This window comes from Actinoallomurus acanthiterrae (assembly GCF_054775715.1).
Window position 1 is genome coordinate 4,345,400 of sequence record NZ_BAAHCO010000001.1, and the last position, 11,583, is coordinate 4,356,982.

At 71.7% G+C, this 11,583-nt stretch carries 12 protein-coding genes; 6 read left to right on the forward strand and 6 right to left on the reverse strand.

Annotated features, from left to right (window positions below; translation table 11 throughout):
• Nucleotides 1–22 precede the first annotated feature (22 nt).
• Both ACYVF7_RS21050 and ACYVF7_RS21055 read right to left on the reverse strand, forming a co-directional pair.
• A complete protein-coding gene (locus ACYVF7_RS21050; protein WP_460343110.1) occupies nucleotides 23–1,705 on the reverse strand; it encodes a class I adenylate-forming enzyme family protein in 1,683 nt (560 codons plus the stop codon).
• Between the two features lie 65 nt (nucleotides 1,706–1,770).
• On the reverse strand, nucleotides 1,771–2,583 hold the full coding sequence (locus ACYVF7_RS21055; protein WP_460343113.1) for an SAM-dependent methyltransferase: 813 nt from the start codon (nucleotides 2,581–2,583) through the stop codon (nucleotides 1,771–1,773).
• 298 nt (nucleotides 2,584–2,881) lie between these two features.
• Here ACYVF7_RS21055 and ACYVF7_RS21060 point away from each other — a divergent pair, with 298 nt between their 5' ends.
• Genes ACYVF7_RS21060 through ACYVF7_RS21070 form a run of 3 tightly spaced genes read left to right on the forward strand, consistent with a single transcriptional unit; the run spans nucleotide 2,882 to nucleotide 4,075 of the window.
• On the forward strand, nucleotides 2,882–3,736 hold the full coding sequence (locus tag ACYVF7_RS21060; protein WP_460343116.1) for a helix-turn-helix domain-containing protein: 855 nt from the start codon (nucleotides 2,882–2,884) through the stop codon (nucleotides 3,734–3,736).
• Complete coding sequence (locus ACYVF7_RS21065; RefSeq protein WP_460343119.1) at nucleotides 3,736–3,831, forward strand: DUF397 domain-containing protein; 96 nt, start codon at nucleotides 3,736–3,738, stop codon at nucleotides 3,829–3,831. Before ACYVF7_RS21060 ends, ACYVF7_RS21065 begins: the two co-directional genes overlap by 1 nt.
• 55 nt (nucleotides 3,832–3,886) lie before the next feature.
• A complete protein-coding gene (locus ACYVF7_RS21070; RefSeq protein ID WP_460343122.1) occupies nucleotides 3,887–4,075 on the forward strand; it encodes a hypothetical protein in 189 nt (62 codons plus the stop codon).
• A gap of 7 nt (nucleotides 4,076–4,082) precedes the next feature.
• Here the strand turns inward: ACYVF7_RS21070 and ACYVF7_RS21075 are convergent, their stop codons facing one another.
• Entirely contained in the window at nucleotides 4,083–5,030 is a 948-nt protein-coding gene (locus ACYVF7_RS21075; protein ID WP_460343125.1) for an ADP-ribosylglycohydrolase family protein, read from the reverse strand.
• Nucleotides 5,031–5,151: 121 nt separating this feature from the next.
• Entirely contained in the window at nucleotides 5,152–6,663 is a 1,512-nt protein-coding gene (locus ACYVF7_RS21080; RefSeq protein WP_460343128.1) for an MFS transporter, read from the reverse strand.
• A 150-nt stretch (nucleotides 6,664–6,813) separates the two neighbouring features.
• On the opposite strand from ACYVF7_RS21080, the gene ACYVF7_RS21085 reads away from it, so the two are divergent.
• Both ACYVF7_RS21085 and ACYVF7_RS21090 read left to right on the forward strand, forming a co-directional pair.
• Nucleotides 6,814–7,437, forward strand: coding sequence for a TetR family transcriptional regulator (locus tag ACYVF7_RS21085; protein WP_460343131.1), 624 nt, complete (start codon nucleotides 6,814–6,816; stop codon nucleotides 7,435–7,437).
• Between the two features lie 17 nt (nucleotides 7,438–7,454).
• Complete coding sequence (locus ACYVF7_RS21090; protein WP_460343134.1) at nucleotides 7,455–8,999, forward strand: AMP-binding protein; 1,545 nt, start codon at nucleotides 7,455–7,457, stop codon at nucleotides 8,997–8,999.
• 19 nt (nucleotides 9,000–9,018) lie between these two features.
• Here ACYVF7_RS21090 and ACYVF7_RS21095 read toward each other — a convergent pair whose 3' ends face one another.
• Nucleotides 9,019–9,780, reverse strand: a complete 762-nt coding sequence (locus ACYVF7_RS21095) for a TetR/AcrR family transcriptional regulator (RefSeq protein ID WP_460343137.1) — start codon at nucleotides 9,778–9,780, stop codon at nucleotides 9,019–9,021.
• Nucleotides 9,781–9,863: 83 nt separating this feature from the next.
• On the opposite strand from ACYVF7_RS21095, the gene ACYVF7_RS21100 reads away from it, so the two are divergent.
• A complete protein-coding gene (locus ACYVF7_RS21100) occupies nucleotides 9,864–10,775 on the forward strand; it encodes an NmrA/HSCARG family protein (protein ID WP_460343140.1) in 912 nt (303 codons plus the stop codon).
• Nucleotides 10,776–10,825: 50 nt separating this feature from the next.
• Here ACYVF7_RS21100 and ACYVF7_RS21105 read toward each other — a convergent pair whose 3' ends face one another.
• Nucleotides 10,826–11,560 (reverse strand): hypothetical protein, encoded by a 735-nt coding sequence (locus ACYVF7_RS21105; RefSeq protein WP_460343143.1) that lies wholly within the window; start codon nucleotides 11,558–11,560, stop codon nucleotides 10,826–10,828.
• Between the last annotated feature and the right edge of the window lie 23 nt (nucleotides 11,561–11,583).

Here is an 11,583-nt window from a genome sequence, read left to right on the forward strand (position 1 = left end):
CCGCGGTACGCCACGGGCGTCCTCAGCCGATGAGCTCCGCGCGGAGACGCGTCTTGAGGATCTTGCCGGCGGGGTTGCGCGGGAGCTCGTCCTCGCGGAACCAGAGGTGGGACGGCACCTTGAAGGCCGCGATCCGCTCGCCGAGGAACGCCCGCAGCTCCTCCGGCGTGACGGTCGTCCCGGGCTGGAGGCGGACGACCGCGCCGACCTCCTCGCCGAGCACCTCGTGCGGCACCCCGATGACGGCGACGTCGGCGACGGCCGGGTGCTCGTACATCGCGGCCTCGACCTCGGCGCAGTAGACGTTCTCCCCGCCGCGGATCAGCATGTCCTTGGCCCGGTCGACGATGTAGATGAAGCCCTCCGCGTCGACGCGGGCCAGGTCGCCGGTGTGGAACCAGCCGTCGTGGAAGGACTGGGCGGTGTCCTGTGGCCGGTTCCAGTAGCCCTTGATGACGTTCGGGCCCTTCACCAGCAGCTCGCCGACCTCGCCGATGGGCAGTTCGTCGCCCGCCGGGTCGACGACCTTGACGTCCACCACCGGCACCGGCGGCCCGACGCTGTCGGGATGGGTCAGGTAGTTGATCCCGCTGTTGTAGGCCGTCACCGCCGACGTCTCGGTGAGGCCGTACCCGTTGTTCGGCACCCGTTCCGGGAGGAGCTCCTTGATCTTCTCGACGAGCGCGGGCGGCGCGGGCGCGCCACCGTACGAGATGGTCGCGAGGCTGGAGGTGTCGTACTTGTCGAACTTCGGCGACGTGAGGACCTCCCACGCCATCGTCGGCACGCCGCCGAACCCCGTGACCCGCTCCCGCTCGATGAGCTGCAGCGCGCGCTCGGCGTTCCACTTGTACATGAGCACGACGGTGCCGCCGAGGATCGCGCTGGCCACGAGGATCGCGTGGCAGCCGGTCGCGTGGAACAGCGGCACGTTCAGCAGGGTGACGCGCCGCTGCGGCGCGGACACCTCCTCCAGTGAGCGGCCCGCCCGCAGGCCGGCGGCCATCATCGCGTATCCGAGGCAGAAGGTGTTCCCCGTGATGTTGCGCTGCGTGCCGAGCGCGCCCTTCGGCCGGCCCGTCGTCCCGGACGTGTAGAAGATGGTCGCGTCGTCCTCGGGCTCGATCTCCACCTCGGGGAGCGCCACGTCGGCGGTGACCTCGCCGAGCACCGTCTCGTACGCGTCCGTTCCGGGCGGTGGCGCGCCCTCGGCCCGTACGACGATCGTGGGGATGCCGAGCCCGGGCAGTGTGCCGGCGAGCCGGTCGGCGCGCTCCTTGTCGGCGACGAGCAGCGTCGCGCCGCTGTCGCGCAGGCCGTACTCCAGCTCCGACGCCGTCCACCAGGCGTTGAGCGGGACGACGACGGCGCCGACGGCCGCGGCGCCGAAGAAGGCGATGGACCATTCGGGGAAGTTGCGCATGGCGATCGCGACCCGGTCGCCCTTGCGCACGCCGTACCGCTCGACGAGGCGGCGCGCGAACGTCGCGGCGTGCCGGAAGTGCTCCTCGAAGGTCAGGCGCTCGTCCTCGTAGACGATGAACGGCGCCTCGCCGTGAAACCGGGTGATCTCCAGGACGGACCGCAGCGATGGGGGAGCGTGCTTCCACACGCGAGTCCGGACGCCGCGGATCTCGATCTCGTCCATCTCGAACAGCTGCCCCGGCACGGTCAGCTCGGCCCTGACGTCGTCCAGACTCTTCATCGGCACCTCCGCCCCCGAACCCTACGATCCGAACGTCGTTCTGGACCAGTCCCCGCGCCGCCGGCTCACGCCTTGCGGGCGACGCCCGCCCAGCAGACGGAGCGGGCGGGGTCGTCCCGAAGCGGGCTCGGCGTCTCGTCCGGGCGCCAGAGGGGAGTCCACGCCACGCCCGGCTCGATCAGCTCCAGGTCCGCGAAGAACGCCTCGACCTGCGGGCGCGTCCGCATGTGGGCCGAACTGGAGGTCTTGTAGTTCTCGTCCAGGGCCTGCTGCACCTCGTCGTCGTCCCCGTCGTCGGTGCCGTGCGAGATCGCCAGGTGGCTGCCCGGCGGCAGCGGCTTCATGAGCCGGCGGACCAGGTCGTACGGGTCCTCGGAGTCGGCGACGAAGTGCAGGACCGCCACGAGCATGAGGGCGACGGGCCGGTCGAGGTCCAGCAGCCGGCGCAGCTGCGGGTCGTCCAGGATCGCCTCCGGCTCGCGCAGGTCGTGCCGCACGATCGTGGTCCCGTCGATGCCGTGCAGCATGTCCCGGCCGTGGGCCAGCACGACCGGGTCGTTGTCGACGTAGACGACCCGGGACTCCGGTGCGACGCCCTGCACGATCTCGTGGACCTGGCCGTTGGAGGGCAGTCCGGTGCCGATGTCGAGGAACTGGCGCACGCCCGCCTCGGCCGCGAGGTAGCGGGTGGCTCGGCGCAGGAAGCCGCGGTTCTCCATCGCGGCGTCGCGTGCGCTGGGCAGGGCGGCCATGGTGTTCTCCGCGACGACGCGGTCGGCGGGATAGTGGTCCTTGCCGCCGAGGATGTAGTTGTACACCCGCGCCGGGCTGGGGATATCGGGCCGGAACTCGTCTTGCCGGTCGTCGCTGTCCGTCACGAGATGCCTTTGTCGCCGGTTATGTCGGAGGCGTCGATTTTTCCACGAACGCCCGGGCTCGGCGGGTGGATCCAGGAACTCGCCGCCGAGCACGGACGTCGGGACGGGCGGCCTCGCGGCTCGCCCGCATCACCATCACACGCCTGGCCACGGCTGCCAATGGGATTGCATCCAGCTATGGGATAGCATTGCGCCACGACGCTGACGATGCAAGCCCATGGGTGAATGAAATTGCATCGGCGGTTGATCTTCGGGTCCGTGGAAGACTCTGGGGTCAGCCGCAAGGGAGGTCGAGGTCATGGCGAACGCTGGAGCGAGCGGGCCGACGGCGCTGCGCATCCTTCTCGGATCGGAGCTGCGCCGGCTTCGGGAGAAGGCGGGCGTCACCTCGGTCGCAGCGGCCAAGGCGATCGGCGGATCCGAGTCGAAGATCAGCCGGATGGAGCTCGGCCGCAGCGGTTTCAAGGAGGCGGACGTCGCGATCCTCCTGTCGGTGTACGGGATCACCGACGCGGAGGAGCGCGACCAACTGCTGACCCTCGCCCGCCGGGCCAACCAGCCCGGCTGGTGGCACAGCTACGGCGATGTCCTGCCGTCGTGGTTCCAGTCCTACATCGGCCTGGAGCAGGCGGCGTCCCGCATCCGCACGTACGAGCCGCAGTTCGTCCCCGGCCTGCTGCAGACCGAGGACTACGCCGCGGCCGTCATCTCCCTGGGCGACTTCGCGCCCGAGGAGGTGGACCGCCGGGTCGCGCTGCGGGCCACGCGACAGCGGAAGTTCCGCGACGGCGCGCTGCGGCTGTGGGCCGTGATCGACGAGACCGCGCTGCGGCGGCCCGTCGGCGGGCCCGAGGTGCTCCGCGGCCAGCTGGAGTACCTCATGGCCGCCGCGAAGCATCCGGGGCTCACGCTCCAGGTCACGCCGTTCGCCGCGAGCGCGAAGCACGCCGCACCCGGTGGGTTCACCATCATGCGGTTCGCCGATCCGCAACTGCCCGACGTGGTCTACGTCGAGCAGCTCGGCAACGCGCTCTACCTCGACAAGCGCGAGGACGTCGACCGCTACACCCTCGCCATGGATCGTCTCAGCGTCATCAGCGCCACCCCCGATGAGTCAGTCGACATCATCGGCACGATCCTGGAGGGCATCTGATGCGTAGCGACGACCTGTGGCGAAAGAGCTCCATGAGCACCCCCGAAGGCAACTGCGTCGAGGTCCGCGTCGTGGAGGCGTGTTCCCTCGGCTGACACGCCGTAGCACGGAAGTGGAGCGTCCCGCTACGCTCCGTGTACGGTGCGGGCCGTGGAGAACCTGCGGATAGGCGTGGTCGACATCGCCCACGACGACCAGACCACCAACGATCACCTGTCCTGCTCGGTGTGCACGTGGCGGCTGGGGGTGTCGCCCCGCGAGTACGCGCTGCGCCTCGCCCGCCGCCACGACGAGTCACACCAGAACGGCCCCCGGCGCGCCCGTCCGGGCGCGCCGTAGGGAGGGGTCAGCCGGCCGGTTCGGCGGCGCGCCGGGCCAGGGCGACCAGGTCGTCGGCGCGCAGGCCCGGCCAGCCGTGCACCTGTGCCCGCCACCCGGCGGGCACGGCGGACGCGCCGTACCGCGCGCCCAGGAGGCCGCCGGCGATGGCCGCGACCGTGTCGGTGTCGTTGCCCGCACGCACGGCGGCGATCGCGCCGTCCGAGAGCGTCGCGGTGTGGGTGACGGCGGACCAGGCGGCCTGCAGCGCGGGTACGACGAAGCCGTTCGGGCTGAACCGCTCCGGGGGAGCGGACTCGGCCTCCCGCAGCCACCCCGCCCACAGGTCCCGCCGATCCGCGGGCAGCAGATCCAGGCCCTCGCGGACGCCGTCGACGGTCTCGTCCAGCACTGCCCGCCGTACGCCCGCGCACCACAGCACGCAGGCGTCCCCCGCCAGGTCGTCGAAGTGGGTGAGGGAACTGACCAGCCGCGCGGCCTCCGCCAGCCCCGCCGGGTCGGCGAGGTAGGGCAGCGCCACGACCGCCGTCCGCATCAGCGAACCGTTGCCGGCGGTGCGTCCCGTCTTGCGGTGCAGGTCCGCGGACGCCTCCCGCATCGCCCGGGACAGGCCTCCGGCGCGGGCGGTGGCGGCCAGCACGCCGGACGTCTGCAGCCCGACGTCGCTCGCGCCTTCGTGGAACCACCGCAGGAACCGCTCGGCGATCCCGTCGAGCGCGGCCTCGGACCGCAGGTCGCCGCCTTGCGCGGCGACCTCGGCCACGCAGACCTGCATCTGGGTGTCGTCGCTGTACTCGCCGGGCGCGTACGGGCCCAGCCCGCCGCCGATCATCTCCGGCACGGCCGTGTCCGGCAGCCGCTCGGCGAACTCGTACGGCACGCCGAGCGCGTCTCCGCAGGCCGCGCCGAGCAGCACGCCCGCGGCCCGGTCTCGCTGTTCATTCGTGAGCATCATGAGTAACGACGTTCACGCGATCGCGGTGGTTCCAAGAGCGGAGACCGGTCGCCGCCGCCCGCTCCGGCGCGGGCGGCGGCGACGGCGCGGGCGGCGACGGCCTCTCAGCCCTGCGTGCCGGTCAGCCGCTCCACCTCCCGCGCGTGCGCGTCGGCGTCGGCGCGGGCGGCTCGTGGATTCCACCGGCCGGCCAGCGGCAGCATGAGGACCAGGAAGAGCAGCTCGGCGACGATGCAGATCCACCACCAGGCCTGCCACTGGTGCGGCGCGTCGGCCGCCGCCTTCTTGAGCTCGCCCAGTTCGTGCAGCAGCGTGGGCGGCGGAGCCGTTCCGGCCGGACCTTCTTCGCCGCGGCCAGCACCTCCGGGGCCCGCGTCAGCGTGTCGACGGCGCCGACCACGTACGGGAGGACGAAGTAGGAGACGCACACGACGATCCGCAGGATCCAGCCCCAGATGGCCAGGCCTGTCGCGGTCAGGGCGGGGTTCCGCCGCTCGATCGTCTCCGTGAACGCCGCCATCCAGGGCGTGTACGCCACGCCCAGGCCGACGGCGAGCAGGCTGATGATCCAGATGAGGGTGCCCGCGCTCGTGTGCGGATGGGTCGTCCGGGTCATGAACAGGAACGTCATGACCGCCGCGAGGAGCGTGCCGCCCACGATGAACGGCTTGCGCACCCGAAGGCGGTCCGAGACGACGCCCACGATGACGAGGGCGACCGCGTTCATCGCCCAGTACCAGCTGTTGACGCCGTTGGCCCGCGCGGTCGTGAGACCGAAGTTCGAGGTCAGGTAGATGGTGAAGAACGCGACGGCGGTGTAGTAGATGAGCAGGAAGACGCTGACGCCGAGCGCCGGCGCGAGGACGTCGAGGCGTGCCATCTGCCTCCACGGGTTGCGCAGGTCGGCCTGCTGCTCCGCCGCCTCCGCCCGGGCCTCGACCAGCGCGCGGTCCGCGACGCTCACCATCACCTGGTCGCGGAGCCCGGGCCGCAGCTCCCGCAGCCCGAGCAGCGCGACGGCGAACGCCACCAGCCCGACGACGCCGACGATGTAGTACTGGCTGGACCAGGAGTCGTCGAATCGCGGCAGGGTGCGGTTGGCCACGAAGCTGACGACCAGGCTTCCGATCACCGGTCCGAGCGTCCAGAAGCCCATCGCGGAGGCGCGGCCGATCTGCGGTGAGAAGTCGCGGACCAGCGCGGGGGTGGCCACCAGGCACATGCCCTCGACGAGGCCGGTCAGGATGGTGACGACCGCGAACGTCGCCTTGTTCGGGGCGAGCGGCGTCAGCAGCGTCAGCAGGCCCGTGCCCAGCAGACCGTACGTCACGAGGTTGGCGCGGCCCCACCGGTCGGCGATGCCGGCGGCCAGCGACCCGAAGGCCCCGACCAGGTTCGCGAACACGAGCACGTTCACGTAGTAGAGGAACGACATCTTGAAGTGCGCCAGCATCAGCGGCGCGACGCCGCCCGCGACGTAGAGCTCGTAGTACAGGACGATCGTGACGAACACCGCCGCGGCCAGGTACCGGTAGCGGGCCGCGGTGTCGGGGTACCGGTCCAGCCCGCGCTCCCACAGCCGGTGCGCGGAGAAGCCGTTGGACGGGGTCGTGGTCGGATCGGCGGGGGCCATGGCCACCTCGTTTCCTACAGGCGGACGTGTCGGAGCGTCGTCGCGCTCCGCCCCCGAGGAAGTTTCGGATCCGGGTGAATGAGTGTTCATTCACATTAGGGAAATTAGTACGCTCGGGTAGGTCGGTCGTCAAGACGAGGAGCGGCGCACGTGACCGAATCGGAGCTTCCGCTCGCCGGATCACGAATCCAGCGGCGGCTCGCGTCGGCCGCGATCGACCTTTTCTACCGCCAGGGCGCGCTGGCGACCTCCGTCCGGCAGATCACCGAGGCGTGCGGCATGACGCCCGGCGCGCTGTACAACCACTTCGGTTCAAAGGACGAACTGCTGTACGTCGTCGTGCGCGACATCCACCTGCGGCTGGAGAACGAGGTGACCGCGGCGCATGAGGCCGTCGCGGGCGATCCCCTGGCCGGGCTGCGAGCGATCGTCGGCGTGTACGTGACGCGGCACGCCGACCATCAGGAGACCGCACGGGTCGCCAACCGGGAGTATCACCTGCTCACCGGCGCCTGGTACGACGAGGTCGTCGCGATCCGGCGGCGGCTGCGCGACCGCCTGGCGGACGTCCTGCTGGCGGGCCACAAGTGCGGTGAGTTCCACCTGGTCGGCGGCGACGACCGGACCGCGGCCGTCCTCACCGCGATTCCCATCCTCGACATGTGCGTGCACCTCAGCGAGTGGTTCCACGAGCACCGCCCGCTGGGCCCCGCCGACCTGCGGGACCGCTACGTGGGGCTCGCACTGCGCATGGCCGGCGCCCGGCCCGACTGACCGATCTGGAGGTCTCCATGGCCCGACTTCTCAGCCCGTTCGCCCAGGCCCGGCCGGACGAGCCGGCCCTCATCGACGAGCACGGCGTCACCACCTGGCAGGCGTTCGAGGAGCGGGTCGACCGGCTGGCGGGGGCACTGCGCGGGCTCGGCCTGCGGACGGGCGACACGATCGCGGTCCACTCCGGCAACCGGCGCGAGTACTTCGAGGTGATGGCCGCCGCGACGCACATCGGCCTGCGGTATGTGCTGGTCAACTGGCACTGGACCGCGGACGAGCTCGCGTACGTGCTGGCGGACTCCGGGACCAGGGTCCTGTTCTCCGAGGATCGCTTCGCCGAGGTCGCCGAGACGGCGGCGTCAGAGGCCGACCTGGTGGCGCGGGTCGGCTTCGGAGAAGTCCCCGGCTTCCGGCCGTACGAGGACCTGCTCGCCTCCGGGCCGGACGGCGAGCCCGCGGACCAGGTCCTCGGCTGGCCAATGATCTACACCTCGGGCACGACGGGCCGGCCGAAAGGGGTCAGCCGCAAGCTCACGCAGGCGGGCGCGCCGATCGAGACGATGGCCGTGGCCGCCCCCGGCTACGCCGACGTCCTGCACGTTCCCGAGGGCGGCCGGTCGCTGCTCGTCGGGCCGGTCTACCACTCGGCGCAGTGGCTGTTCTCGTACGTTCTGCTGTTCGCGGGGCGGTCGCTGGTGATGCGGCGCGCGTTCGACGCGGAGGAGACCCTGCGGCTCGTCGAGCGGTACCGGATCACCAACGTGCACTTCGTGCCGACCCAGTTCGTCCGGATGCTGCGCCTGGACGAGGAGACGCGCGCGGCGCATGACCTGTCGAGCCTCGCCGCCGTGTGGCACGGTGCCGCGCCGTGTTCCCCGGAGGTGAAACGCCGGATGATCGACTGGCTGGGTCCGGTCGTCAACGAGTACTACGGCTCGACCGAGGCGTCGGTGAACACCATCGTGACGGCCGAGGAGTGGCTGCGCCGGCCGGGCACGGTCGGGCGGCCGCTGCCCACGGTCGAGACCCACGTCCTGCGCGAGGACGGCACCCCCGCCGAGCCGGGCGAGCCGGGGCAGCTGTGGTTCCGCTACGCGAGCGGCGACGACGTCGAGTACTGGGGAGACCCGGACAAGACCGCCTCGATCCACCGGAACGGCCTGTTCACCACCGGGGACATCGGCTACCTCGACGCCGACGGCTACCTGTTCCTCGCCGACCGCGTCATCGACATGATCATCAGTGGCGGCGTCAACATCTACCCGGCCGAGATCGAAGGCGTGCTCATCACCCATCCGGCGGTCCGCGACGTCGCGGTGTTCGGCGTGCCCGACGAGGAGTACGGCGAGCAGGTCAAGGCGGTGGTCCAGCCGGAGGACGGGCACGCCGCGTCGCCGGAGCTGGCGGAGGAGCTCATCGCCTTCTGCCGCGCGTCGCTGGCCGGCTACAAGGCGCCGCGCTCGGTGGACTTCGTCACCGACCTGCCGCGCACCCCGACCGGGAAGCTCTACAAGCGCCTCATCCGCGAGCCGTACTGGTCCGACCGGGGTACGCGGATCTAGGAGTGCGAATGCCGGCGCGCTAAACGACGCGGCGCCGGTGGGCGCGCTGGCGGCAGGTCGGACCGCAGTAGCGGGGTGGCCGCCCGGTGGCATGGACGCGCAGCCGCGCGCCGCATTCCACGCAGTACCTCGGGGCGGTGGTTTCGTGACCCGGAGGGGAGGGCGCGTCACGGAACGTTTCGACTTTAGTGACGACCGGAGCGCGCAATCCGTCCAGCAGCAGCCGCACCAGTCGTGTGCCGCGTTCCTGGTCTCGGTGTGCTGCACGCAGTGCGACCCCGCCGGCGGCCAGCGCGGACAGATCGTCGACCCGTACGTCGGCGCGTATCGCACCGGCCTGTTTCGCGTCGCGCAGCAAGCGTCCCAGCGCCTCGCGGAACCGCTGCGCCGCGGCGGTCAGCACGGCACGCGGCCAGCCTCGGTCGGCGCTGAGCACATCGCAGACGTGCCGGCGGCCCCCAGACTTCTCGACCACTTCGAGCAGGAACCCGAACAGCGCGTCACCGGGGGCTGCGCGGCCGGCCCACCGATCGGCGGCGGCCACCAGGCCCTCGAGGTGTTCGGCGAGCACCGCCTCGACCAGGATGTCCTTGCTCGGGAAATGCCGGTAGACGGTCCCGGCGCCGACCCCTGCCCGCTCGGCGATCCGGCCGAGTGACACCTCCAGCCCCTCCTCGGCGAACACGCGCATCGCCGTGCGTAGCACGATCTCTCGGTTGCGGCGGGCATCGGCGCGTCCGGCAGGTGCCGCGGCAGATGTCGGCGCAGGTGCTGCTGTCATGTCACGAAATCCTTGTCTGCGGCGGTGAACCGGGTGGAGCATTCCGGATCACGTCAGTATCCCGCACCTCCGGAAAGGGCACCATGACCACCGCGACACCGGCCGACCCCGACTCCCCGATCCTCGTCACCGGCGCCACCGGCAAGCAGGGCGGTGCCACCGCCCGGCGGTTGCTCGCCGGAGGGCGGCCGGTGCGAGCCCTGGTACGCGACCTGACCGCACCCGCCGCTGTCGCGCTGGCCGCGGCGGGCGCCCAGCTCGTACGCGGCGACTTCGACGATCCGGCGAGCCTGCCGCCCGCGTTCGACGGCGCCGTCGCCGTGTTCGGCGTACCGCCCGTGGCCTTCGGACCGGCCGGACCCGAAACAGATCTCGAAGTGGCCCGCGGCCGGGCGCTGATCGACGCCGCGGCCTCGGCGGGGATCGAGCAGGTCGTGTTCAGCACCGTCGCCTCGACGTCGGCCGCGTCGTGGGCCGAGGGCAAGGCGCTGATCGAGCAGTACCTGCGCGACCACATCGCGTTGCCCACCGTGCTGCGCCCGGTCCGGTTCATGACCAACTATCTCAGCGCCGGGGGGATCGGCATCGACGGCATCTCCCACGGCCTACACCGGCACCTCTTCACTCCGCACGAGCCCATGCAGGTCATCGCGCTGGAGGACATCGCCGAGTTCGCCGCGCTCGCGTTCGCGGACCCGGCCCGGTTCGCCGGACGAACCCTGGAACTGGCCGGTGACGAGCCGACCCCGGTCGAGGCCGCCGCCGCGATCAGCGAGGCCACCGGCATTCCGATCCGATACGAGCAGTTCACCGACGGCGAGGTCGCCGCGCTCAGTCCGGCGATCGCCGAGACCAAAAAACGCTGGGAGGCCGGTCACCGCTGGCACGCCGACATCGAGGCGCTGCGGGTCATCCACCCAGGGCTGCGCACCCTCACCGATTGGCTGACCGAATCCGGCGCCGCCGCCATCCGCGCCCATCTCACCGATTCCTGACCCCGAACGAGTGACAGGCGTCCGGGCGGCGACCCGGTGCTTCCCGGACGTCAGCACCAGTGGCGGAGCTCGGCGTCCTCCAGGGCCTGGCGCAGCTCCTCCTGGTCGGCCCGCCAGCCGACCAGATCGTAGTAGCGCTCGGACGGCTCGCGGACGACCGGGACGCCGGGCGCGTGGACGCGCATGGCCTCCGTCAGCGACGACGTGCGGTACTGCCATCCCCGGGCCTCGGCGTGGAAGCTGACGGCGAGCTCCAGCCCGGCCTCCGACGGCCCGCGGTCGAGCCGGCGCAGCCGCTCCCACACGTCCAGCGGCAGGTCGTGCCGGGACACCGCCTCCTCGAGCTCGGCGAGATGCCGCTCGGGTGAGCCCGGCGCCATCGGATGCAGCCGGACCCCGACGCACCGCACCGTGCCCTCGACGAACTCCGTCCGCCGGGAGAACAGCACCAGCGCGCTCACCTCGTCCCAGCCGAACCGGCGAGCCCCGTCCGGCGACGCCACGAGGAAGATCCCGTCCGCGTCGACGGCGAAGGCGATCCAGCCGGTGCGCCGGCCCCGGGCGAGCCGCGCGCCGCCCACTGCGGCCAGGACGACCGACGCGACCGCCAGGCCGAGGGGCGGCGGCACGCGGTCCGGTTGCGCGGCCCGTACGGCCCCGCGGATCCAGAGGACGGACAGCCCGCACACGACAGCCGCGACGACGATCGTCAGGCTCGGCGGGAGACGCCGGTACCTCACGACGTACGGCGCGGGCACGGACCCGACCGGAGGTTCGGTGGCCACCGCGCGTCCCCCCGCCCACGAAA

What these genes read in the sequence shown, in the direction of transcription:
- ACYVF7_RS21090 (WP_460343134.1), top strand. Translation starts at nt 7,455, where the DNA reads ATGGCCCGACTTCTCAGCCCGTTCGCCCAGGCCCGGCCGGACGAGCCG.
- ACYVF7_RS21075 (WP_460343125.1), bottom strand. Translation starts at nt 5,030, where the DNA reads ATGATGCTCACGAATGAACAGCGAGACCGGGCCGCGGGCGTGCTGCTC.
- ACYVF7_RS21095 (WP_460343137.1), bottom strand. Translation starts at nt 9,780, where the DNA reads ATGACAGCAGCACCTGCGCCGACATCTGCCGCGGCACCTGCCGGACGC.
- ACYVF7_RS21080 (WP_460343128.1), bottom strand. Translation starts at nt 6,663, where the DNA reads ATGGCCCCCGCCGATCCGACCACGACCCCGTCCAACGGCTTCTCCGCG.
- ACYVF7_RS21060 (WP_460343116.1), top strand. Translation starts at nt 2,882, where the DNA reads ATGGCGAACGCTGGAGCGAGCGGGCCGACGGCGCTGCGCATCCTTCTC.
- ACYVF7_RS21065 (WP_460343119.1), top strand. Translation starts at nt 3,736, where the DNA reads ATGCGTAGCGACGACCTGTGGCGAAAGAGCTCCATGAGCACCCCCGAA.
- ACYVF7_RS21050 (WP_460343110.1), bottom strand. Translation starts at nt 1,705, where the DNA reads ATGAAGAGTCTGGACGACGTCAGGGCCGAGCTGACCGTGCCGGGGCAG.
- ACYVF7_RS21100 (WP_460343140.1), top strand. Translation starts at nt 9,864, where the DNA reads ATGACCACCGCGACACCGGCCGACCCCGACTCCCCGATCCTCGTCACC.